Raw genomic sequence first — 21,674 nt, forward strand, 5'->3', positions numbered from 1 at the left:
TGGCGCGCCCGACGACAGGGACTGCGTGCGCCCCGACAGCAGCGATGCGCGCACCGACGGCATCGTCGGTGCGCGCATCGCAGGACGCGTCAGTGCGCGTTCAGGTACTGCTGGAGGGCCTTGACGGTGGCGTAGTTGGTGCGGAAGTCCCAGACGCCGTTGCTGGACAGGCCGATCTGGGCGCGCAGCTTGCGGGTGGTCTCGGAGCCGATCTTGCCGTCGGCCGTCGCCCCGACCTTCTTCTGCAGGGCCTTGATGTCGCTGGTCGACAGCGAACCGTCCTGCGAGACGCCGATCCATCCCTGCAGCGCACGGGTGGTGGCCGGGCCGAACTTGCCGTCGACCACGAGCGTGCCCGTCGAGCTGGAGGAGCCTGAGGAGGAGCCCGACGAGGAGGAGCCGCTCGAGGAGGCCCCGCCGCCGTTGAGGAACTGCTGGAGGGCCTTGACGGTCGCATAGTTGCTGCGGAAGTCCCAGGCGCCGTTGCTCGACAGGCCCATGGTGGAGCGCAGCGCCGCCGTGGTCTTCGCGCCGATCTTGCCGTCGGCGGTGACGCCGAGCTTGCTCTGCAGGGCCTTGATGTCGCTGGTGGAGAGCGAGCCGTCCTGCGAGACGCCGATCCACTTCTGCAGGGCGCGGGTGGTGGCGGGGCCGAACTTGCCGTCGACCGTGAGCGAGCCGCTGCTGGGCGAGGTGCGGTCCTCGTCGCGGCTGGCGCTCGAGGAGCCGGAGGAGCTGGACGAGCCCGAGGAGCTGGAGGATCCCGCCGGCTGGGCGTTGGGATCGGCACCACCGTTGGCCTTGGTCAGACCGGCTCGGGCGCCGCAGGTGGGCCAGGCGCCCGGTCCCTGCGCGTACAGGGTGCGCTGAGCGACGGCGATCTGCTGCGCCTTGGTGGCCTTGTCGGCGGTGGCGGCGTAGGCGGTGCCGCCGAAGGCCTTCCACGTGGACTTCGAGAACTGCAGGCCGCCGTAGTAGCCGTTGCCGGTGTTGATGGACCAGTTGCCGGTGGACTCGCACTGGGCGACCTTGTCCCACACGGTGGTGTCCGCGGTCGCGACGGAGGTGCCGCCCATGGCGACACCCGCAGCGATGACGGCTCCGCCGGTCATGGCGGCGACCTTGGGGGCGACGCGCGTCCCGCGGAAGTACGCGGGGGCGCCCTCGGCGCGGTGGGTGGGGGTCCGTCGGGTCGTGACAGCCATCTGGGGCTCCTCGGGGAACAGCTCGGCGCTGCGGAAGGGAAGGGGGGGAAGTGCGGGGAGGCACCGGGAGGGGAACGGGGAAGGACTCAGGAAGGGACGGCGATGCACCGGGTGATGCCGACGCGCCCGCTCCGCCGGGCGCTCACGAGCGGGATGCTCCTGGGCGTGACCTGCGAACCTGCTGCGGACGCCCTCTTACCGTGCACGCCGCACGCCCCTCGGAAAACCCTCGCAGACCAACTCCGACCGGGGATTTTGCCAATTCTTTGCCGAAATGGCGCGGCATGTCGGTCGACGGACGAGTTCGTCACGCGTATCCACGCGCGTCGCCTCCGGGCAGAGCATCCCCGGACCGGGTGCCTGCGGGATCAGGCGAGGACGCGGACATCGAACCCCCACCCCACGCTCGCACGGCCCACGACCTGGAGTCCCGCCCGCTCGATCAGGGCGTCGCGCTGGTTCCGGGTGCGCAGCCCCGCCTCGCCGCGGGAGAAGCCGACGAGGTCGTCCTCGCACTCGTGCTCGTCGAGCGCCTCGGCGTCCAGGGCCTCGCCGACCAGCACCACGCGCCCGCCCCGGCAGGCCTCGCGGGCGCGCCGCAGCACGGCGATCGCCGCGTCGTCGGGGTAGCGGTCCAGCAGGTCGACGAGCAGATGCGCATCCGCATCGCTGTCGGGTGCGTCGAACAGCCCGCCGTCCTCGACGGGGATCGCCGCGGCCGACGGATCCGCCGCGGCGAGGCGCTCTCGCACCCCGGCGGCGTCGGCCGCATCGACGAGGACGCTGAGGCGCAGATCGGGGCGGGCGCGGTGCAGGGCGAGGGCGACCTCGTCGGCTCCGCGGCCAGAGATCCGCAGGCTGCCGTGCTCGGCGAGGAGGTCCGCCTCGGCGAGCGGACCGGCCAGGTAGACCGCGCCGTCGGCCTCGGCGGCGAGACGAGCGGCCCGGCGCTCGGCCTCGTCGTCGGCCGCGACGATGCCCAGGGCACGCAGCCCGGGCTCGGGATCCGGCCCGGAGCCGGTGCGGACGGCGGCCAGCAGACCCAGCAGCCCGAGCTCGCGCAGGCCGTGGGTTCCGTCGAGGCGCAGCCGCTCCTCGTACCAGTCGTCGCCCATGTCGATCGCGCGCTCCGTCCACTCCCAGCGCAGGCCCGCCGGTCCGTCGGGCGACGGACCACCCGACGAGGCGACGAAGCCCGCGACGTCGAGGTAGCGCAGAAGATGGGCGAGGCCCCCTCGTCGCATCCGGTGGCCCGGGCGATGTCGGAGGTCGGGACGGGGCCGTCGGCGAGCAGCGGGCCGAGGCCGATCGTCGCCGCCACGCGCAGGGCGAGCGGGGTGGCGAGCTCGGCGAGATGCAGCAGGTCCTCGTCCTCTGCGGCCGGGGCAGCCCCGTCCGCCAGGGCAGCCCCGTCCGCCGGGGCAGCCCCGTCCGTCGGGGCAGGTCCATCGTCGGACGACGCCGGATCGTCGGCCGGAGCGCCGGACGACGACCGGTTCTCCGCCTGCCCCTCGGATGCTTCCGCCGCCTCGGCGGCGGCCGGAGGCTCCGGGGAGCGCCGCCAGTAGCCGACGACGTCGAGCTGCTCGCGCGGCAGCTGCTTCTCGCGGCGCAGCCAGCGGCGGATGGGAGCGAGGGTGATGGCCTCGCCGGCCGCCCAGGCGAACACCCGACCGGGCCACCAGTCGAGCGCACGGACCGCGTCGAGCAGGAGCGTCGTGCTCCCTGCGGGGGCACCGTCGCGGGAGAGCCAGGTCAGCTCGACCCCGTCGGGGACGGACAGCTCCTGGCGGTGGGAGTCCTCGCCGACCTCGATGATCACCTGGGCGCGGGCCCCGTCGGGGAACTCCTCGAGCCAGCGGCCGATGGCGGGCAGGGCGGTCTCGTCCCCGAGGACGAGGGTCCAGTCGACGCCCACGGGATGGGTGCCGGACATCTTCGGCCCGGCGATGCGGATGCTCTCCCCGACCTGCACGCTCCGCGCCCACGCGGCGGCGGGGCCGTCTCCGTGCAGCACGAGGTCGACGTCGACCTCGCGGGCGACCGGGTCCCAGCGGCGCACCGTGTAGGTGCGGGAGATCAGATGCGGATCCCGCGGCCAGTCCAGCACGCCGTCGAGCTGGACGGGGGCCAGCGCGACCGGCTCGTCCGGGTGACGCAGGAACAGCTTGAACTCGTCGTCGAAGCCGTCGGAGCGGAACGCCTGGACGGGATGGCCGGACTCGGCGGTGTGGGCCTCGAGGCCGGGACCGCCGAGGGTGATCCGGCGCATGCCCGGGGTGATGTCACGGGCGGCCCGCACGACGAGCTCGCGAGTGGTGATCGGGTAGTACGTCCAGTCGCGCAGCGAGCACATGGTTCTCTCCTCGGTCGGGCAGACCAGGGCGGGCAGCAGCGGGCGGGGGGGCAGGAGGTGCGGATGCGGTCCCGAGGAACGGCAGCGGGCCCCCGGTCCGCGCCGACCTTCAGTAAGGTAACCCTCAGCTGTTATCGGAAGACTGCCGTGAGGAGAGCGCTACGTACCCGATTGCGACACTCCCGACGTCGACCACCATGATCGCGGAGAGCGCATCGACCGGTGCGCGCTGGGGCCGGTCGAGCCTGCGGGCGCGCCGGCATCGCGGCACCGACGTGGTCCTGTGGTGCCGGTCCGGGGAGGCGCGGATCGACCTCGGTGCGGCCGACGCACCGATGCACGGCCGGACGTGCGAGGGGATGGAGGAGCGCACGGGCACGGTGCTCCGTGCCGGGCAGGCGATGTTCGTGCCCCACGGCCGTCTGCATGCTCTCGAGGTCGCCCCGGACTCCGTGCTGCATCCGGTGTTCCTGCCGGTCGAGGGCTCCTCCCGGGAGATCGATCCGGTGCGCGGGACCGAGCCCGACCTCGGATCGAGCGTGCATGTGCGGGAGGTCGACCGGGCGCTCGGGGCGGCGCTGCTCTCGCTCTCGGTCGCCTCCATCACCGAGCTGCGGCCCACCGCATCGCGCCTCGCGGTGCTGCAGGAGGCGGTCCGCTCGCAGATGCACGAGAACCCCGCCGACATCCGCACCCCTCCGGTCTCCCATATCGACCGGGTCGCCAACGAGACGGAGAACGTCCTGGTCCTGGCCGTCTTCGGACCGGTCACGGTGATGCTCCGCTCCCCCGACGGCACCGCCGTCCCCGTCGATCTGCCCGAGCACATGGCCCTGGACATCCCGCCCAGCTGCCGCGGGCGCTCGCGGACCTCGTGCAGCGAGCAGGCGTGCTGCACGTCGACGGCTCCCGACCGGCCGACGTCGAGCTGCTGCGCGAGCGGGTCATCCGCGACCCCGCCGGCCCCTGGTCGCCCGCGACCTGGTGCTGTCTGACGGCCCCGGCGGGCACGAGCATCCCGCCGTCGGCCGCAGCGGCCCGGCGCCGGTCCCTCGAGCGGGCGTTCCGCCGCACCGCGGGCACCAGCTTCGTGCCCTGGCGCAATGCCGTGCGCGCCGAGCAGGCCATGGATCTCCTCTCGGCCGGGGTCGCCGTGAAGACCGTCGCCCGGCGCGTCGGCTTCGCCCACGCGAGCGGCTTCTCCCGTGCCTTCGCCTCCGTCACGGGCAGGCCTCCGACGTCGGCGACGGAGACGAGCGCATGACCCGCCCCGACAGCCATCCGCTCCCCGAGGCTCGGCTGTTCCCCGAGGCTCGATGGATGCCGCTGCCCCGCCCGGCGGGAGCCCCGGACCGGGTGGAGATCATCCGTCCCGACGCCCGGCGCGATCCCCCCGTCCGACCCGGACCATCCGTCCGATCCGGATCATCCGTCCGGTCCCGAGGTCGTGCGCCGGGGCGAGCGCACCGCCCTCGTCCGCTTCCGCCATCGGGCGCCCAACGCCCGCGCGGTCGCGCTGCAGGCCTCCGGATGGTGGCATCCGGTGCCGGAGACCGGCTGCGACCTGCAGCGCTCGTCGGACGGCTGGTGGGAGGGGGTCTTCGAGGTCCCCTACGACTGGCGCGCAAGCTATGGCTTCCTCGAGCACGACGGCACCGACGATCCGCCCTGGCGCGACCGCGGCATGAAGTCCCCGGGCGCTCCCGTCCTCGCCGATCCCGGCAACCCGCTGGGCCATGGTGCGGTCCGCGGCGGCGGCCGGCGCTCGATCATCTGCCTGCCCGACGACGGGCCGTTCGCGAGGACGCCCGACAGCGCCATCTGCACCGCCAGCGCCATGGACGCCGCGGACCTGCGCGACGGCCCTTCGAGTCCGTCGAGCCCGTCGGCCATGGTCCGCGAGCTGCCGACCTCGGCCGGCGAGCCGCGCGCCCGCTGGTGGGCGTCCTCGCGGACGCATCGCCCGCCCTCCTCGCCCGCGCCTCCGGCGGCGCCTGCGCGGGTGCCCCTGCTGATCGTCACCGACGCCGCCGAGCACGTCGAGCATCTGGGCACTCCGGCGGCCCTCGCCCGCGGCGTCGACGCGGGTGTCCTGCCGCCGCTCGCGGCGGTGTTCGTCGACTCGGGTCCGCAGCGCGCGCAGGTGCTCGGCGTCCCCGGCGGTCACGCCCGCTGGATCGCCCGCGCGCTCGTGCCCCGGCTCCTCGCGGACGGCCTCGACGAGCGCGACCGGCACCACCGGGCCGGGCCGGGCGCCGCGGTGCGCATCGACCCCTCGCGCATCATCGTCACCGGATCCAGCTTCGGCGGTCTGACCTCGCTGTTCGCGCTCGCCAGGCTCCCGGTGAGATCACCGCCGCGATCGCCCGGTCCACCTCGCTGTGGCGCTATCCGGAGGGCTCGCTGGTCGGGCCGCTGCGTCGTGCGCTGGCGGATGCGGGCGGCGGCTCGAGCCGGAGGATCCGCTCGCATCGGATCCGTCTCCATGCAGGTCGGTACGAGGGCACGATGCCGACGACGTCACGCGCCCTCGCCGATGCCCTTCGGGACGCCGGACTCGATGTGCGCTTCGCACTGCACTCCGGCGGGCACGACTGGGCGCGGTGGCAGCCCGCGATGCTCCACGAGCTCGCGGACCTGCTGCGCGGCTGACGAGCATCCGCCGACCCGATGGTCACAGCGCCGCGGGGCCGGCCTTCTCGCGGTTCCGGTCGACGACGCTGACGCCCATCGCGACCAGCGTCAGCGCCATGATGATGACCACGGCGATGATGAACGCCTCCAGCCAGCCCTTCCCCGACTCGGTGAGGGAGAAGATGATGCCGGGGATCACGGCGGTGCCGATGGCCGCGCCGAGGCGCTGCCCGAGCTGGAGGATGCCTCCGGCGACGCCGCCGTAGCGGGGGTCCACGGAGTTCAGGGTGAGGGTCTGGTTCGGGGAGATCGTCATGCCCTGGCTGAGGCCCATGAGGGTCAGCGGGACCGCGAGCAGCCAGAACGGGATCCAGCCCTGCTCGACGGGCCCGACCAGCAGGGCCGTCCCGCCGAGGCCGCAGAAGGCGATGGCGAAGCCGATGATGACCATCCGTCGGCCCAGGCGGAGGACGTGGCGCCCGGCGACCTGGGAGGAGATCGCGGCGGCGATCGAGGAGGGCAGGCCCAGCAGCGAGGCCTCGAAGGCGGTGTGCCCGAGGTGCATCTGGAGGTAGAGCGGGACGATGATCCACACGCTGGTGGCGCCCAGGAAGTAGATCGAGACGATGAGGATGCCGTTGCGGAACGGCTCGTTGCGGAAGATCGCCGGGTCGACCATGGGGGCGCGGCCGGCGCGCTTGACCCGCTCCTCCCAGGCCCACCAGCCGCCGAGCAGCAGCAGGCCGACGGGGAACGACAGCCACACCAGCACGCTCGCGCTGCGCTCGAGGAAGGGCAGCATGATGCCGAGGATGGCGAGGGTCAGCAGGGCGGTGCCGCCGACGTCGAGCTGGGGACGCTCTCCCCCGCGGACCCGGTCGTCGGGGATCCAGCGGTAGGCGGCGATCACGGCGATCACGCCGATGGGCACGTTCATCAGGAACATCCAGCGCCAGCCCTGATCGGGACCGAGCAGCTGGATCAGCAGGCCGCCGATGACGGGGCCGATGGCCGTGGCGACCGCGACGGTCGTGGCGAGCAGCGCGAACGCCCGGGCGCGGTCCTGCCCGCGGAAGTGCTTCTGGATGAGGGCGACGGTCTGCGGGTTCAGCAGCCCGGAGCCGACGCCCTGCAGGATGCGGGCGAGGTTGAGCATCTCGACGTTCGGGGCGAGGCCGCTGGCGAGCGATCCGATCGTGAACAGGGCGACGCCGAGGACGAACACGCGCCGTCGGCCGGTGGCGTCGCCTGCTCGCCCCGCGGGCACCAGCAGCACGCCGAAGGCGAGGGCGTAGCCGGAGATCACCCACTGCAGGCCCTCGCTCGAGGCGCCGAGACCCTCGCCGATCGCCGTCAGGGCGACGTTGATGACGCTCACGGCGATGAGCGCCATGAACAGCGGAGCGAGGAGGACGGCGAGCAGGGGCTTGCGGCGCACCGCGGGCTGCGGGGCGCTGGGGTCGGGCATCACCCCTGCAGGATAGGCCGACCGCGGCTTGAGCGGGCAAGGGACAGGAGGCCCCGGCCCGACGTCGGCCGGAGCCTCCCGCGGATCCGGGGCCCCGCGGAGCCGCTCAGCTCCCGGTGCTCGACCAGGGGTTCATGCCGTCCGCGGGGACCGGCCCGCGGGCGTCATCGCGATAGGGGCCGACGGGGATCGCATAGCCGGTGCGCGCCGACAGCAGCGGCGCGGCCAGCTGCACCTGACGAGCCGGCGGCTTGGCCGAGTAGTCCCCGCCGGGGAACCGGCCGAACTGGTCGGCGGTGCCGGCGGGTCGGAGGCTGTCGGCCTGATCGAGCATGGCCAGGGCGTCCCCGGGGGTCGGGAACTTCGAGGACCACACGTGCCCGGGCGGAAGCGGCGAGCTGTAGAGCGCCCCGCTGGGTCGGATCCACAGGGAGCCGGCCTTGGAACGGTCCCGCAGCGCGTGGGCGCGCCAGGTCGTCACCGGATGGGAGGACAGCCAGTTCGCCCAGTGCACGAAGAAGCTGGGATCGGTGGCGGCACGGTCGGCGAGCTCGTTGACGTTGACGTCGGCGTGGAGGTACTTGCCGCCGGAGAGCAGCCCCATGACGCCGGGGGCGCCGCCCGGGGCGATCGCGTAGCCGTAGTTGTCGGCCGTGTACTCCTGGGAGCGGGAGAAGGCGGGGCCGAGGATCGGCAGCATGCGGATGACGTTGGCGAGCACGAGTCGGAAGTAGGAGACGTGGCCGGCGGCGAGATGCCCGACCTCGTGGCCGATCACGAAGCGCAGCGCCTCCGGATCGCGGACCGCTCCGCCCACCTCGAACAGGTCCGAGTTGATGACGACGAAGCGGCGGAAACCGTGACCGGCGGCGAAGGCGTTGATGACGCCGTTGCCGAGCTGGACGTAGGCGTCGGGAACGCGGCGCATGCCGAAGGCGCGTGCGGCCTCCACGACCATCCGATATCCCTCGGGGAACTGGGTGGGGCTCATGCGGACGCCGGAGACGCGCAGCTGGGCGTACTGGATCGCGCGCACCCACCAGGCGAGGAGCGGGAACAGCGGCAGGACGACCGCGAGCTGGATCAGGAAGGGCAGCAGGCTCACCCACTGCCACAGCTCCGCGACGGTCTGCTCGCCCTCGACGATCCTGAGGTAGACGGTGGAGACCATCAGGACGGTCCAGCCGACGTAGGCGAGGATGGTCAGGGCCACGCCGACTCCCAGCAGCGGCAGCTCCCACGGGTGGCGGATCCGCTGCTGCCCCAGGATGCCGTGGACGGTGGCGCCGTTGACGAGGTTCGGGTTCTGGGGACGGCCGCTCCCCGGCAGGCCCCGCCCGCCTGGTCCTCCAGTGCCCCCGGTTCCTCCCGTGCCACCGGGACCACCAGGGCCACCGGGGCCACCGGATGCACCGGGGCCACCGGGCGCGCCGGGACCGCCAGGGCCACCGGGCGCACCGGATGCACCTGGATCGCCGGATCCCCGGGCGCCACCGGGATCTCCGTATCCGCTCGTCGGGCTGGAGAACGACGCATTCTCCGGAGGCGGTGTCGACATGGTGTGCCCTTCCTCATCCGTACGTCGGCCGAAGCGGCCGGTTCAGACGCTAGTCCCGGACTCCCCGCACGACCATCCTGTTCCCTGGATCCGGGCTGATCATCGACCGACGTAGGGGTGCCGAGAGCGGCCGGCACGTCCGACATCATCCGGGCGACCGATCCGCTCCTGCGATCGTCGGACGGCCGCCGGGACGGGAGGATCGGGCGCGATCAGCGGAACAGCCGACGCAGCAGCCGCTTGCGCATCCCCTTGTACGGCGGACGGATGAGCGCGAGAGTGTCCGGTCTGAGGGGCTTGCGCACGACGGGCTTGGCGTGCGTGAAGACCTCCAGCCCGGCCCGGCCGTGGTACTGGCCGGTGCCGGAGGCGCCGACGCCGCCGAAGGGCATCGCGGTGGTCCCCACGTGAGCGAGGGTGAAGCCGAGCGCGAGGGAGCCCGACGAGGTCCGGGCGGCGAAGGCCCGCTCGACCTCGGGCGATCCCGTGAAGACGTAGGCGGTCAGGGGCTTGTCGCCTGCGACGATGCGGTCGATCGCCTCGTCGGGCCCGTCGACCGCGAGGATCGGCAGGATCGGGCCGAAGATCTCCTCGGCCATTACGGGATCGTCCCAGCCGACGTCGACGAGGATCGTCGGCGGGATGAAGCGGGTGCCTGGATCGGCCGACGACGGCCCGCCGACGACGGCGCGTCCGTCGTCCATGAGCCCCAGCAGCCGTTCATAGTGGCCTGCGGTGATGATGCGACCGTAGTCGGGTGAGCGCTCCGGGCTCCTGCCGTACATCTCGCGCACGGCGCGGCGGAGCTCCGGCACGAGCCGCTCGATCGTCGCGGGCGTCGCCATGAGGTAGTCGGGGGCGACGCAGGTCTGCCCGGCATTCGTGAACCTGCCCCAGACGATCCGCCGGGCGGCGGTCCGCAGATCGACGTCGTCGTCGACGAAGACGGGCGACTTCCCGCCGAGCTCGAGGACCACCGGGGTGAGGTGCTCGGCCGCGGCGCGGGCGACGATGCGTCCGACGCGGCCGTTGCCCGTGTAGAACACCAGGTCGAAGCGCTCGGCGAGGAGCTCCGTCGTCTCCTCGACGCCGCCCTCGACCACCCGCACCCACGCGGGATCCAGGTGCTTCTCGACCAGTCGGGCGATCGCCGCCGACGTCGCCGGCGCGATCTCGCTGGGCTTCAGCACGACCGTGTTCCCGCCGGCGATCGCACCGATCACCGGTCCGAGCGACAGGTTCAGCGGATAGTTCCACGGGGCGATGACCAGGACCGTCCCGAGCGGCTCGCGCCAGATCTCTCCGGTGGCAGGGGCCAGCAGCGCGTCGACCCGGAAGCGCTCGGGCCGCAACCAGCTGCGCAGATGGCGGGAGACGTGCGCGATCTCCTGGGTGAGCACGCCGAGCTCGGTGATCGCCGACTCGAGGCGGCTCTTGCCGAGGTCCTCGGCGAGCGCGCGCGTGAGGCTCTTCTCCTCGGCGCGCAGTCCGCGCAGGAGCGCGTCGAGCTGCGCGAGGCGCGCGTCGACGCTGCGGGTGGTGCCCGCGGCGAAGGAGGCGCGGAGGGCGGCGGGGGCGGAGGGCTCGGACGGCATGCGCTCCACGATAGATCGGTCGCCTCCGAGGCTGGTGGGCGCCGCCGCGTCGCCTGTGGCTCTAGGCTCAGTGGGGTACGGCCCGCCCGTCCCCGTCCGAGGAGCATTCCCCCGATGACCCTGCTGATCGCCGCCCCGATCCTGCTGACGCTGACGCTGCTGGTGTCGGGGCTCGCGAAGCTCGGCGACCGCCGCGCCCTGCAGGACGCGATGGTCTCGCTGCGCATCCCCGCACCGCGCCTGCACCTGCTGATCGCGACGGTGCTGCCGACGGCCGAGATCGTCCTCGGTCTCGCCTGGTGGATCCCCTGGGTCCCTTCGCAGACGGTCCTCGCGCTGCTGGTCGCCCTGCTCATGACGACCTATCTGGCGATCATCGTCCGCGCGCTCCTCAACGGAGTGCCCGCCGAATGCTCCTGCTTCGGGACGCTCGCCTCGCCGACGATCTCCTCGTCGACCCTCTTCCGCAACATCCTGCTGACGGTGCTGTCGCTCGTCGCCCTCGTCGCCGCGTCCCGCGGGATCATGACCACGGCCCTCGAGCAGACGCCGCTGCTGCTGCTGAGCGCGGCGCTCGGCGTCGGCGCCTCGGTGCTGCTGACCGTGCTCGTCCTCGGCGGGGTCACCTCGGCCGTCGCGCGGGAGGCGAGCGCACAGGGATCCGGGCACCGCCCCGGCGACACCGGCGCCTCTGGCGAGCCCGCCGGGACGGGCGCGGCCGACGGGACAGGCGATACCGATGAGCTCCTCGACTACGAGCGCACGGCGATCCCCGCCGGGGTCCTCCAGCGGCCCGACGGCTCCCTCGTGACCCTCCGCGAGCTCACCTCCCAGCAGGCCGCGCTGCTGGTGTTCGTCTCCGAGGGCTGCGGCCCCTGCGAGCGGGTGATGGACCAGTTCCCGACCTGGACCGCGGAGCTCGGAGGGTTCCTGCAGGTGCATGCGGTGCTGAAGGCGACCCCCGCCTCGCTGCGGGAGCGCACGACGACGCGCCTCGGCGAGCAGTCCCTCTTCGATCCCGGCTTCAGCGCCCGCGAGGCCCTCGGCTCCCGCGGCACCCCGAGCGCCGTGCTCCTCGGCGCCGACGGCATGCTCGCCGGCGGTCCCGTGAAGGGCGGCCAGGAGGTCATCGGGTTCGTCGACGAGATCCGCGAACAGATCACCGCAGCGCAGGCCGACGGGGAGATCGGGTGAGCGTCGCGGTCGACGCTCCGGCCCGCGCGGCCGGATCCCGCGTCCTCTTCGTCGACTGGGCACGGACCGCCGCCTACCTCCTGATGGTGACCGCGCATGTGGCGCCGTCGGACGGCCCGCTGCGGATCCTGCTGGTCAGCGAGTTCCTGACAGCGCCCCTGTTCGCACTGCTCGTCGGAGCGGGCGCGCAGCTCGGCCGCGAGCGCAGCGCACCGTCTACCGTCACCGCGGCCCACGGGGCAGCCAGTGGGTCAGCCGGCGGCCCGACCGCGATCCGCACCCGAGGCGCCGACGGTCGCGACATCGCTCGCACCGTCGTGCGGGCGCTCCTCGTGCTCGGCCTGGGCCTGCTGCTCGCGCAGTCGCACGCCGCCGTGGTGATCGTGCTGATGCATCTGGCCGTGCTGATGGTGCTGTGCATCCCGCTCGTACGGCTGGGGACGCGCGCTCTGGCCGTCGCGGCCGTGCTCGCCGCGGCCTTCGCCGCCGGGGTGCCTGTGATCTACGGGCGGATGACTGCCGCCTCCATCCCCGGGCCGTCCGGTGCGACGGCGGATCCGCTGCAAGACTCGGTGCGGGAGGCCCTCGGCGACCTCGGCGGTGCCGGACCGTACCGTCTGACGGGCTTCGTGCTGTGCGCGATCCTCGGCATGCTCGCCGTGCGACTGCTGCGGCCGACGCTCCCATGGACGCGCGGAGCGGTCGCGACGACGGCAGCGGCGGCGATGTTCGTCGCCCTCGTCATGGCGCCGAACCTGCTGGGTCTTTTCGAGGTCCGCGCCTACGACGGGACCCCGGCCGAGCAGCTGGGCGTCGCCGCCGGCGCGCTCGGCGTGCTCCTCGCGGCGTGGACCGTGCAGGCAAGCCCCCTCGACCGACTCCTGCCGACGGCAGTCGCCGCCGTGCTCGCATGGCCGGGACAGGCGAGCCTGTCGCTCTACGCCCTCCACGTGCTGATCCTGCACGTCTTCCAGACCCGTCATCCGTATGAGCGGGACGACAGCTGGGCGATGCTCGCCCTCCTGATCGTCGTCGGGCTCGTCGCGCCGATGCTGTGGCGGGCGGCGGTCGCGCCGATCATCCGACGGGCGGGGGGCGGCTCGGCGAGTGCCGGTCAGGCGGGCGCAGGGGTGACGGGCGGCGGTCGGGCGGGCGTCGTGCGGGCGTGGCTGCGAGGTCCGCTCGAAGGGTTCATCCATGCAGTACAGGCCGGCCTCGTGCGCCCGGAACGCTGACGCGGGCTCGCCCCCGGGAAGTGGGCGAGCCCGCGCCGGGCACCGTCCGTCCGCCCTGACCGCGCAGGCGAGGCGGACGGACGATCAGCGCATGCGGGTAGTCAGCACCTGGGTGTGACCGTCGCGTTGGTGGTGGTCTCGAGGAGGGCGTCGGTGACCCATCCGCCGCCGGCGACCCCGCCGCCGTCTCCGCCGTCGCCGCCGACGCGATCGACTCCACCAGCGCTATCGAGTCCTATGCGGTGGGCCAGCTCCTCACCGAGATGGTCGGTTCGATGATCCTCGACCGACTGGGGTCGATCCCCAGCTCCGAGCGCCCCACCGCCTCGTCCCGCCTGCGCGAGGAGGCGGTCGCGCTGATCGCGCAGCGTCGGGCGGATCCGAATCTGAGCATCGAGGACATCGCGGCCGGCATCCCCGTCTCCTCGCGTCGCCTGCAGGCGGCGTTCGCCGAGGCGGAGACCAGCGTCTCGGCCGAGATCCGTCGTCAGCGAGCGGCGCTCGCCGTCCACCTCCTCGGGTCGCCGCGATACGACGCCCTGCGCATCGACGAGATCGCTCGGCATGCGGGGTTCGGCAGTGCGCTCACGATGCGCAGAGCGCTCCAGGCCCTGCACGGGACGACCGCCTCGACCTTGCGTCGCCGCACGGCGGTGACCGCCTCGGGCGACCTCGAGCCCCTCGGCTGACCGGGTCCACTTCCCGCAGAGGAACATTCAGAACGCGCACTGTTTGCCTATTACCACACGGTATGCCCGTTTCTTGTGCCTATGCTGGAAAGGTCCCGCCCCGCCCCCCTCCCGGAGGACCCCATGCCGTCCCCCCGTCCCACGCGCACTGCCGCCCCCGAGCATCGCCCGCTTCCTCGTCGCGCCCTCATGGCCGGCGCCGCCTGGTCCGTCCCCGTCGTCGCCCTCGGCTCCGCAGCCCCCGCCTTCGCGGCGAGCTTCCCGTGCGACCAGGACACCCTCTGGAACGCTCAGAGCCAGGGCCGCATCCTCTCCGGCGGCATCCTCCCCCTGGATCTCGACACGATCGCCGCGCTCGAGGGCGGCGTCGCCGACACCACTCCCGACCTCGTCGAGGACGGCGTCAACGGCGACCCCCTGAGCGTCACCGCCCTCGACGCGCTGACCGTGAACCTCACGGGGACCGCGCAGGCCCTCAGCACGATCCTCGACCTGAACACCTCCACCGGCGCCCTCAACCAGTCCGCGTACGCGAACCAGTCCGGCGCGGCCTGGGGCGGCAGCGGAGCGGTCGACGCCACGGGCGCGATCAACACCGCCAACGCGGGCCCCGACGCCCCCGCGCTCGCGACGCTCGACCTCCAGACGGTCCTGCAGGCGGCGGAGGATCGGCTCGGCGTCGGCACCAACGGCGCCCTGTCGGACCTCATCGCCTCCGTCGCGAACCTGAGGCTGATCATCGGGGCCGCCGCGGGCATCGCCGCGTCGGACGCCGGCTGCGACCCGGCGATCGAGCGCGACTACCTCCTCGCCTACCTGCGCACCTCCCTCGAGTCCCCGACCGTCACGGCGCTCTCCAGCGCGCTGCGCACCTTCGCCGGCGCGAACACGACGATCACGCTCGACGCGGGCCCGCTCCTGAACAGCATCACGAGCCTGCTCCCGACCAACCTCACCAACCTCCAGGCAGTCCTCTCCGTCACGCTGAACACCGCGGCGATCACGGGGACGCTGCCCACGGCGAGCGGCTCCGCGCTGCAGCTCGACCTCACCAACACCTCCGGCGACGGCCAGGTGACCGTGGATCTCGGCGCCGTCCTCGGCTACCCGTCCACCGGTCTCAACGGCCTGGACCCCAACACCCGCCTCTTCGCGGACGCTCCCGCTCCGACGCCGTCGGTCACGACGATCGTCGACGAGTGGCTGAACGCCCTGCTCAGCGACCTCGTCACGGTGAACCTGACGGTCAGCGCGAACGTGACGCTCCTCGGCGTCCCGCTGACCTCCGTCGACGTGCTCAAGATCGAGAACGCCACGCTGGCGTCGATCGCCGACGGCACGGCGACGATCCAGCTGCTCTCCGTCACCGTCCTCGGCCAGAGCATCCAGATCATCCCCGATCTGACCGGCCCGAACCGGGACGGCATCCTCAGCGCGCTGCTGGACACCGTGACGACGCAGGTCAAGGACCTGCTGTCGGCGGACGGCGGGGTGAACGCCGCCCTCGGCGCGGTCAACGATCTGCTCGCGGACCTGTTCGACGTGCTCGAGGACGTCCTCGTCCTCAAGATCAACGCGCAGAACGACTCGACGGGGACGCCGCCCGATCGCTGGTCCTCGATCCCGACGGGGCAGTACGACGTCGCGGCCCTCCAGGTCGGCCTCGTCGGCATGCTCGATCTGCTCGACCTGTTCCTCGCTCGCGGCTCGGTCGGGGTCAACACGCCCCGCTGATGAGCACCTCGCGGCCCGCGCCTCCCGATCGGTCATCCCGGTCGAGGGGCGCGGGCCGCGATCGTCCTTGCGCGGATAGGCTGGATGGATGAGCTCCGCCTCCGATTCGCCGACACCCATGACCCCCGGGATCCGCTCGGTGCTCGTGGTGTGCACGGGCAACATCTGCCGGTCCCCGTACGCTCATCTCCGGCTCCAGGAGCTGGCCCCGGATCTCGAGGTGTCGAGCGCCGGGATCGGAGCCCTCGTCGGCCACCCGATGGAGGAGGCCATGCGCGATCTCCTCTCCGCGCACGGCGTCTCGGCCGACGGCTTCGCCGCCCGCCAGGTCGACGCCGCCGCGATGAACGCGGACCTCATCGTGACCATGTCCCGCCGTCAGCGCGCCTACCTCATCGACGAGTTCCCCGCGGCGGCGCGCCGCATCGTCCTGCTGGACTCCGCGGAGGTTCTGACCGAGATCCTCGACGGCGGCCTCCCCCTCGACCAGGCGATCTCGGTGTGGAGCAGGCGGCGTCCGTCGGCCTCTGCCGAAGTGCCCGATCCGTACCGGCGCTCCCCCGAGGTCGCTCGCGAGGTCGCGGCGAGGCTGGACCGGGCCGTCGAGACCCTGGCCGGGGCCCTCCGTCGCTGAGAGGTCGTCATGCGCCCGTCGCGGGTCACCCGCGGGGGATCAGGAGCCTGCTGTCGTGCAGCCGGTCCAGCGCCTCGGCGACGAGCTCCTTCGCCCGGGGATGCGGGCCCATGCGGTCGACGACGCGGGCGACGAGCTCGTCCGGCGTCGCCTCCCCGACCAGCTGCAGCTCATCCCAGACCACCGCGGTGAGCCCCTCGAAGGCGAGGCTCTCAGACCCGCGCAGCACGACGACCCCGCTCTCGGCGACCACGGCCTGACCGGACGGCTCGACGCTCAGCGCCTCCGGATGAGAGGGCTGCTCGGGGACCGTCGCGAGGGCGGAGGCCGACGACGGCACCGCTTCCCACACCTCCTGCACGGGAGCGGGCAGCCGCCCGAGGAGCGCGGCGAGCTGCTCGGACTCCCGATAGCGGACACGGACCACCCCGCCCGTGCGCACGGCCAGCTCCGTCAGCCGCGCAAGCCCGTCCGGGACCTCGCAGAGCGACGAGGACTGGGCGATCAGCGCGGGGAGCGCGGACTGCAGGGGAACCCGCTCGACACCGATGCTGTCCAGCTCCTTCTCCTGCCCCAGCTCCGGCTCCTTCTCCTGCCCCGACTGGGCGCCGCCCCGGATCCTGTCCAGCAGGACGAGCATCTCCGGAGGGCCGCAGGTGCGCGCAGGGTCCAGGCTCATCGCCGCGGGCCCGAGGTCGACCTTGCGGCCTCTCCTCGATCGTTCCGGGGGGCGCCGGAGCGAGACGGGCTTCGGGTACGGCGAGACGGAGAAGTCCTCAGGGTCGAGGATCGCCAGCTCATCGGTCACATAGCGACCGTCCCGCGCCAGGTGCGCCACCGCCGTCGACTTCCCTGCGCCCGACGGCCCGATGAGGGCCACCACGCCGAGCCTCGGATGGTCGACGATGCCGGCATGCAGCAGGATCGCGCGCCCGATGAGCCGACGGATCACCTCTCGCGTGATGTCCCCCGAGATCTGGTAGCCCGCTCCCTCGTCGGCTCCCAGACGGGTCGCCGGCGGGGCTGTCGGCGAGTACAGCGGCGAAGACATCGGCGAGGAAGCCTGTTCCTCGAGGGTCGCTTCGAGGGCCGCATAGGACAGGACCGCGTCGTCCACGCCGTCCGCCCGGTCGGCGTCCTCCACCAGGAGGTGGTCCCAGATCGTGCGGATCTCCGCGGCGACCTCCTCGAGCCCCGGCCCGAACTCCAGACGCACGCGGACGCCTGCTGCCTCCACGCGCAGCGTCCTGGTCGTCGCCAGTGCGCTCGTGGGCTCGACCATCACCGCTCGCTCGCTTCCCGAGCGGGCCTCGCCGGAGGACGGCGCTCCGGGACGAGGACGCCCTGCTCGGCGAGGTCCGCGAGGAACTCGTCGACCTCGATCTCGATGCCGCTCGGAAGATCGTCCATGTCAGCCCTGAGCCGGGAGGCCACCTCTACGGCGCTCATCCCCGCCCCATGCTGTGCGTCCTGGCTGTCCAGGAGCACTTCGAGGATCAACGCTCCGGACCCGTTCATCCGCATGATGGGTCCGTCGGGAAGGCGCCCGACCCAGAATCCGAGCTCGTCTCCGTCGACCACGACATGACCCAGCCGGTAGCGCATGCCCTCTACCGTATCCCGCGCCTCCTCCGTCTCCCGATCCGTCGTCCCTGCCCGTCCCGTCCTTCCGATCACGGCACGCTCGCCTGGACGAGGCGTCCGGAGCCGCCGACGCGCAGCGCTCCGGCCGAGGCAGGGACGAACAGCGCCCGACCGGCGGTGAGGACGTGTCTGCCGGTGTCCGATTCGAGGAGCAGCTCCCCCTCCAGGCCCAGGACCGTGCGGGGCCCGCTGCCCGGCACCGGATGACGGCCGCGGAACGCCCCGGGCGGGTCCGCGACCGAGGTCAGGGACAGCTCGAAGTCGTCGACCGGCGCGTAGTAGGCGGAGGACGTCGCGTTCTGGTGCTCGGGGGCGACGCGGAGCGGAGGAGCGGCGGAGACGCTGACGCATTGGAGCATCTCCTCAGCATCCACCTTCTTGGGGGTGAGACCCGCGCGCAACACGTTGTCGCTGGCCGCCATGATCTCGATGCCGACCCCGTGGAGGTAGGCGTGGAGGGCGCCCGCCGGGACGAACATCGCCTCCCCCGGCTGCAGGGTGACAGGGTTCAGCAGGAGGGCCGCCACGACGCCGGGGTCCCCGGGATGATGCTCGGCGAGGAGAGCGACCGTGCCGTCGATGCGCGGCGAAGGCGAGCGGCCGGAGGCGAGGCGGCTCGCGCACGCCGCCACCACCGCATCGACCTCCGCCGGATCGGGTCGCATCGACGAGGCCACGAGGGCGCGGAACGCCGCGCGCATGCCGTGCGCCGTCGGATGCTGGACGAGCAGCCCGTGCAGGCGGTCCGAGAGCGGGGTCCCGAGATCCTGCAGCATCGCCGCCGCGCGGCGCGGCGTCCGGAAGCCGCACAGCGCACGGAACTCGGTCAGCGCGACCAGCATCTCGGGCTTGTGGTTGTCGTCGCGGTAGTTGCGTCGCGGGGAGTCCAGGACCAGACCCGCCGCGTTCTCCGCGGCGAAGGACTCGGCCGCGTGGCCCCTCGTGGGATGGACCTGCAGCGACAGGGGCTTAGCGGGGGCGATCACCTTGAGCAGATAGGGCAGGCGGTCGCCGAAGGCGCGGATGACGCCCTCGCCGAGCATCCGCCGCGGGTCCTCCGCGATCGCTCGCTCCAGGGAGCGTCCGTCGGCGAGGGTCGACGGCGCGACCGGATGCGAGCCGAACCAGACCTCCGCCCAGGGCCTCCCGTCCTCCGGACGTCCGAGGAATGCAGGAATCGCACTGGGAGATCCCCATGCGTAATCCTGGATGCGCCCTTCAAGCTCCCACATGGAAAACTCCTCTTCGCGTATCCGTCGGACCGGCGATCGGCATCGGAGCCCGACCGGGCATCCGCTTAGACTCTGCCGCATGAGCGAACTCGTGCAGGTTCCCGCGCAGGCGCGCCTTCGACTTGCGCACGGCTGCCTCGAACATCTTGCCCGAGATGCGGGAGTTCGCCAGCTGCATCTCAAAGGCGAGGCGCTGCATCCGCTCCTCGCCGCGGGACGCCGGCCCTCGACGGACTGCGACGTCCTCGTGGATCCCGATCGCATCAGCGAGCTCTCCGCCGCCCTCGAGCGGAACCACTGGCAGAACGTGACGAGCTTCGAGCACGGCAGCGTCTTCGGGCATGCGGCGACGTTCCATCACCAGCTGTGGGGGACGGTGGACGTCCACCGCTCGTTCCCCGGCCTCGACGAGGACCCCCGCCGCACCTTCGAGCGCCTCTGGTCCGAGCACGAGACGGTCGACCTCGGCGGCATCGACTGCGCGGTCCCCACGCTCACGATCCAGCGCCTGGTGCTCCTCGTCCACGCCGCCCGCGACTCCATGGGGCGCCGCGGGCACGATGTGCGCGTGTCCTGGACCGAGGTCGACGAGGCCGAGCATGCGCGCATCGACGCCGTGGCCGAGGAGCTCGGGGCGACGGTCCCACTGGCTCTCGCCACCGGGCGCGAGGAGCGCGCCGTCGGTCTTCCCGGGGAGCACCTGTGGCGTGCGGTGCACGCCGGCGCGAACCCGACCGCGGTGTGGCGGGCGCGCCTGCGGGATGCCCGATCGCCCCATCAGACGCTGGCGATCCTCGGCGAGTCCCTGCGGGTCAATCGCGATCATCTGGGCCTCCGTCTGGGGCATGCTCCGACCCGGCAGGAGATCCGTCGGGAGTGGTGGAGCCGTTGGGGTCGGATGGCGCGCTCACTGCGCTCGTCGCGCTGACCGGCGGGGGCACCGGCGATCGCCTCGCGAGGAGCCGGCGCAGCAGGATCCCCGCCCCGGTCCCGATCGCCGCACCGAGCGTGTTCGTGGCGACGTCCTCGAACGTCGCGTCCCGCGAGCCGATGACCAGCTGATACAGCTCGACCGCACTGGAGATCGCGGTGCCGACGACGATCCACCACCAGCGCGGCAGGAGCACGGCCAGGGCCGCGAAGAACGGGATGAACAGCAGGACGTTCGCGATGGTCGCGAACTCCTCCGGCGTCACGTGCTCGCGCACCCCGAGCGCGCCCGTCACGGCGAACCAGACATGCACGTTCAGCCGGTTCACGCCCCAGCCGTCGGAGGTCAGGAGCAGGGTGCCGGCGGCAAGGGGGTAGAGGGCGATGAGCGCCACCGCGATGGCCGTGATGCCGATCGGGAGCCTGCCGGTCGAACGCTTCTCGGTACCTAGCGCCTCTCGCATCTGTCCGCCCCGCTCCTGTCCGTCTGCGTTCGAGATCATGCCGGGATCGGAAGCCACCATCGTCCTCTCACCCACATCACGAAGCTCCTCGCCCCACGGATGGCCGGCCTCTCCACGAGGAACCAGGAGAAGGCCGCGGCGCCGGCTGTGAGCACTGCGGCGATCATCATGTGGGCCCACCAGCTCCCGCGATCCCCGAGCGCTATCGCGACGAGCTGCTGAATCGGGAAGGCGTAGAGGTAGTAGCCGTAGGAGAGGTCGTTACGGCTCCCGAAGCGGATCGGGAGCAGGACTCCCAGACCCAGCAGCAGCACCATCAGCGGGACCTGGGCGGCGTGCTCGCCCCACGGGACCGCGTACAGGACCGCGGCGAGGACGCCTGCGAGGGCGACCGGACCGGGGCCGAAACGGAGTCGGTCCCTCAGCGCATAGGCCAGCATGCCGACGCAGAAGTAGGAGCCGAGGCGAGCGAGACGGAGATAGTGGTTCGTCGTGACGTCCAGGAGCGGCTCGGCGGTCAGGAGGAACAGCATCGTCCCGATGAAGCCCACCGCGGCGACGGCCACGAAGTGCTTCCTCACCCACTTGACGGCGACGAGGAGACCGCACACCAGGTAGGCGGTCAGCTCATAGGACAGCGTCCACATCGACCCGTTCCATGCGTCGTAGTGAGGGAAGACAGAACCCTCCATCACCCAGATCAGCTCGAAGGTCGACGCATTCGTGATGACGTAGTCCGCGGCTGCCGAGACGCTCCACCGTCCGCTCCCGAGGAGCACCGCGAGCGGAGCGAAGACCAGGCCGACCGCCAGGAGCTGCACCCAATATCCCGGGTAGATCCGCGCGAGGCGTCGCACACCGAAGGAGAACCACGTTGAGCGCATCCCGCTGCCCGCGATGAAGAAGCCGGAGATCAGGAAGAAGCCGTCGACGGCCCAGTTTCCGAGCCTGTCGACAGGAAGGAGCGGAGCGATTCCGCTGATCGCTCCGGTATGCGAAATGAGCACGAGGACCGCCAGGAGGAGACGGATCGCATTGATCGCATTGTCCCCCGACCCGAGCCCTTCACCGAGAGGACGTACCGACCTCGAGGTTCGTTCGC

The 21,674-nt window shown here is 72.4% G+C and carries 19 protein-coding genes and 1 pseudogene; 9 read left to right on the plus strand and 11 right to left on the minus strand.

Annotation, left to right across the window (positions count from 1 at the left end; all coding sequences use genetic code 11):
• Nucleotides 1-89 precede the first annotated feature (89 nt).
• From ACZ5AJ_RS12675 to ACZ5AJ_RS12685, 3 genes and pseudogenes are all read right to left on the minus strand, one after another.
• Nucleotides 90-1,205 (minus strand): transglycosylase family protein, encoded by a 1,116-nt coding sequence (locus ACZ5AJ_RS12675; protein ID WP_464135304.1) that lies wholly within the window; start codon nt 1,203-1,205, stop codon nt 90-92.
• Nucleotides 1,206-1,573: 368 nt separating this feature from the next.
• Nucleotides 1,574-2,449: a methyltransferase gene (locus tag ACZ5AJ_RS12680; RefSeq protein ID WP_464135306.1), complete on the minus strand. Its 876-nt coding sequence runs from the start codon at nt 2,447-2,449 to the stop codon at nt 1,574-1,576.
• Between the two features lie 371 nt (nt 2,450-2,820).
• Nucleotides 2,821-3,561 (minus strand): annotated as a pseudogene (locus ACZ5AJ_RS12685) (siderophore-interacting protein); the annotation flags it as partial.
• Nucleotides 3,562-3,758: 197 nt separating this feature from the next.
• On the opposite strand from ACZ5AJ_RS12685, the gene ACZ5AJ_RS12690 reads away from it, so the two are divergent.
• The 3 genes from ACZ5AJ_RS12690 to ACZ5AJ_RS12700 all read left to right on the plus strand — a co-directional run bounded on the left by ACZ5AJ_RS12690 (nt 3,759) and on the right by ACZ5AJ_RS12700 (nt 6,213).
• Entirely contained in the window at nt 3,759-4,556 is a 798-nt protein-coding gene (locus tag ACZ5AJ_RS12690; RefSeq protein WP_464135308.1) for a hypothetical protein, read from the plus strand.
• On the plus strand, nt 4,451-4,825 hold the full coding sequence (locus ACZ5AJ_RS12695) for a helix-turn-helix domain-containing protein (protein ID WP_464135309.1): 375 nt from the start codon (nt 4,451-4,453) through the stop codon (nt 4,823-4,825). The genes ACZ5AJ_RS12690 and ACZ5AJ_RS12695 overlap by 106 nt, the downstream gene beginning before the upstream one ends.
• 1,244 nt (nt 4,826-6,069) lie before the next feature.
• Entirely contained in the window at nt 6,070-6,213 is a 144-nt protein-coding gene (locus ACZ5AJ_RS12700; RefSeq protein ID WP_464135310.1) for a hypothetical protein, read from the plus strand.
• Between the two features lie 22 nt (nt 6,214-6,235).
• Here ACZ5AJ_RS12700 and ACZ5AJ_RS12705 read toward each other — a convergent pair whose 3' ends face one another.
• The 3 genes from ACZ5AJ_RS12705 to ACZ5AJ_RS12715 all read right to left on the minus strand — a co-directional run bounded on the left by ACZ5AJ_RS12705 (nt 6,236) and on the right by ACZ5AJ_RS12715 (nt 10,816).
• The gene (locus ACZ5AJ_RS12705) at nt 6,236-7,663 is read right to left on the minus strand and encodes an MFS transporter (protein ID WP_464138767.1); all 1,428 of its coding nucleotides are present in this window, start codon (nt 7,661-7,663) and stop codon (nt 6,236-6,238) included.
• Nucleotides 7,664-7,769: 106 nt separating this feature from the next.
• Nucleotides 7,770-8,876 (minus strand): M48 family metallopeptidase, encoded by a 1,107-nt coding sequence (locus tag ACZ5AJ_RS12710; RefSeq protein ID WP_464135312.1) that lies wholly within the window; start codon nt 8,874-8,876, stop codon nt 7,770-7,772.
• A gap of 557 nt (nt 8,877-9,433) precedes the next feature.
• Nucleotides 9,434-10,816 carry an aldehyde dehydrogenase family protein gene (locus ACZ5AJ_RS12715; RefSeq protein WP_464135314.1) on the minus strand — a complete coding sequence of 461 codons (1,383 nt, stop codon included), beginning with the start codon at nt 10,814-10,816 and terminating at the stop codon, nt 9,434-9,436.
• Between the two features lie 114 nt (nt 10,817-10,930).
• Between ACZ5AJ_RS12715 and ACZ5AJ_RS12720 the strand changes: the two genes are divergently transcribed.
• The 5 genes from ACZ5AJ_RS12720 to ACZ5AJ_RS12740 all read left to right on the plus strand — a co-directional run bounded on the left by ACZ5AJ_RS12720 (nt 10,931) and on the right by ACZ5AJ_RS12740 (nt 16,302).
• The gene (locus tag ACZ5AJ_RS12720; RefSeq protein ID WP_464135316.1) at nt 10,931-12,010 is read left to right on the plus strand and encodes a TlpA family protein disulfide reductase; all 1,080 of its coding nucleotides are present in this window, start codon (nt 10,931-10,933) and stop codon (nt 12,008-12,010) included.
• A complete protein-coding gene (locus ACZ5AJ_RS12725) occupies nt 12,007-13,245 on the plus strand; it encodes a hypothetical protein (protein ID WP_464135317.1) in 1,239 nt (412 codons plus the stop codon). Before ACZ5AJ_RS12720 ends, ACZ5AJ_RS12725 begins: the two co-directional genes overlap by 4 nt.
• 275 nt (nt 13,246-13,520) lie before the next feature.
• Nucleotides 13,521-13,934: a helix-turn-helix domain-containing protein gene (locus ACZ5AJ_RS12730; RefSeq protein ID WP_464135319.1), complete on the plus strand. Its 414-nt coding sequence runs from the start codon at nt 13,521-13,523 to the stop codon at nt 13,932-13,934.
• Nucleotides 13,935-14,057: 123 nt separating this feature from the next.
• Entirely contained in the window at nt 14,058-15,668 is a 1,611-nt protein-coding gene (locus tag ACZ5AJ_RS12735; RefSeq protein ID WP_464135321.1) for a choice-of-anchor G family protein, read from the plus strand.
• Nucleotides 15,669-15,756: 88 nt separating this feature from the next.
• Entirely contained in the window at nt 15,757-16,302 is a 546-nt protein-coding gene (locus ACZ5AJ_RS12740) for an arsenate reductase/protein-tyrosine-phosphatase family protein (protein WP_464135322.1), read from the plus strand.
• 25 nt (nt 16,303-16,327) lie between these two features.
• On the opposite strand, the gene ACZ5AJ_RS12745 is transcribed toward ACZ5AJ_RS12740, so the two are convergent.
• The 3 genes from ACZ5AJ_RS12745 to manA all read right to left on the minus strand — a co-directional run bounded on the left by ACZ5AJ_RS12745 (nt 16,328) and on the right by manA (nt 19,178).
• Nucleotides 16,328-17,584 (minus strand): hypothetical protein, encoded by a 1,257-nt coding sequence (locus tag ACZ5AJ_RS12745; RefSeq protein WP_464135324.1) that lies wholly within the window; start codon nt 17,582-17,584, stop codon nt 16,328-16,330.
• On the minus strand, nt 17,584-17,907 hold the full coding sequence (locus ACZ5AJ_RS12750) for a PqqD family peptide modification chaperone (RefSeq protein WP_464135326.1): 324 nt from the start codon (nt 17,905-17,907) through the stop codon (nt 17,584-17,586). Before ACZ5AJ_RS12750 ends, ACZ5AJ_RS12745 begins: the two co-directional genes overlap by 1 nt.
• A 68-nt stretch (nt 17,908-17,975) precedes the next feature.
• Complete coding sequence (gene manA, locus ACZ5AJ_RS12755; RefSeq protein WP_464135327.1) at nt 17,976-19,178, minus strand: mannose-6-phosphate isomerase, class I; 1,203 nt, start codon at nt 19,176-19,178, stop codon at nt 17,976-17,978.
• A gap of 79 nt (nt 19,179-19,257) precedes the next feature.
• On the opposite strand from manA, the gene ACZ5AJ_RS12760 reads away from it, so the two are divergent.
• Nucleotides 19,258-20,106 carry a nucleotidyltransferase family protein gene (locus tag ACZ5AJ_RS12760; protein WP_464135329.1) on the plus strand — a complete coding sequence of 283 codons (849 nt, stop codon included), beginning with the start codon at nt 19,258-19,260 and terminating at the stop codon, nt 20,104-20,106.
• Here ACZ5AJ_RS12760 and ACZ5AJ_RS12765 read toward each other — a convergent pair.
• Nucleotides 19,991-20,611: a VanZ family protein gene (locus ACZ5AJ_RS12765; RefSeq protein ID WP_464135331.1), complete on the minus strand. Its 621-nt coding sequence runs from the start codon at nt 20,609-20,611 to the stop codon at nt 19,991-19,993. The genes ACZ5AJ_RS12760 and ACZ5AJ_RS12765 overlap by 116 nt on opposite strands.
• Nucleotides 20,608-21,579, minus strand: coding sequence for an acyltransferase family protein (locus ACZ5AJ_RS12770; protein ID WP_464135332.1), 972 nt, complete (start codon nt 21,577-21,579; stop codon nt 20,608-20,610). Before ACZ5AJ_RS12770 ends, ACZ5AJ_RS12765 begins: the two co-directional genes overlap by 4 nt.
• Nucleotides 21,580-21,674 lie beyond the last annotated feature (95 nt).

The sequence above is a fragment of the Brachybacterium zhongshanense genome (assembly GCF_055385755.1).

Excerpts from the sequence above, each read along its gene's own strand:
- ACZ5AJ_RS12740 (WP_464135322.1), top strand. The coding sequence starts at position 15,757 with ATGAGCTCCGCCTCCGATTCGCCGACACCCATGACCCCCGGGATCCGC.
- ACZ5AJ_RS12750 (WP_464135326.1), bottom strand. The coding sequence starts at position 17,907 with ATGCGCTACCGGCTGGGTCATGTCGTGGTCGACGGAGACGAGCTCGGA.
- ACZ5AJ_RS12705 (WP_464138767.1), bottom strand. The coding sequence starts at position 7,663 with ATGCCCGACCCCAGCGCCCCGCAGCCCGCGGTGCGCCGCAAGCCCCTG.
- ACZ5AJ_RS12730 (WP_464135319.1), top strand. The coding sequence starts at position 13,521 with ATGATCCTCGACCGACTGGGGTCGATCCCCAGCTCCGAGCGCCCCACC.
- ACZ5AJ_RS12735 (WP_464135321.1), top strand. The coding sequence starts at position 14,058 with ATGCCGTCCCCCCGTCCCACGCGCACTGCCGCCCCCGAGCATCGCCCG.
- ACZ5AJ_RS12760 (WP_464135329.1), top strand. The coding sequence starts at position 19,258 with ATGAGCGAACTCGTGCAGGTTCCCGCGCAGGCGCGCCTTCGACTTGCG.
- ACZ5AJ_RS12745 (WP_464135324.1), bottom strand. The coding sequence starts at position 17,584 with ATGGTCGAGCCCACGAGCGCACTGGCGACGACCAGGACGCTGCGCGTG.
- ACZ5AJ_RS12765 (WP_464135331.1), bottom strand. The coding sequence starts at position 20,611 with ATGATCTCGAACGCAGACGGACAGGAGCGGGGCGGACAGATGCGAGAG.
- ACZ5AJ_RS12675 (WP_464135304.1), bottom strand. The coding sequence starts at position 1,205 with ATGGCTGTCACGACCCGACGGACCCCCACCCACCGCGCCGAGGGCGCC.
- ACZ5AJ_RS12700 (WP_464135310.1), top strand. The coding sequence starts at position 6,070 with ATGCCGACGACGTCACGCGCCCTCGCCGATGCCCTTCGGGACGCCGGA.
- ACZ5AJ_RS12690 (WP_464135308.1), top strand. The coding sequence starts at position 3,759 with ATGATCGCGGAGAGCGCATCGACCGGTGCGCGCTGGGGCCGGTCGAGC.
- ACZ5AJ_RS12715 (WP_464135314.1), bottom strand. The coding sequence starts at position 10,816 with ATGCCGTCCGAGCCCTCCGCCCCCGCCGCCCTCCGCGCCTCCTTCGCC.
- manA (WP_464135327.1), bottom strand. The coding sequence starts at position 19,178 with ATGTGGGAGCTTGAAGGGCGCATCCAGGATTACGCATGGGGATCTCCC.
- ACZ5AJ_RS12680 (WP_464135306.1), bottom strand. The coding sequence starts at position 2,449 with ATGCGACGAGGGGGCCTCGCCCATCTTCTGCGCTACCTCGACGTCGCG.
- ACZ5AJ_RS12720 (WP_464135316.1), top strand. The coding sequence starts at position 10,931 with ATGACCCTGCTGATCGCCGCCCCGATCCTGCTGACGCTGACGCTGCTG.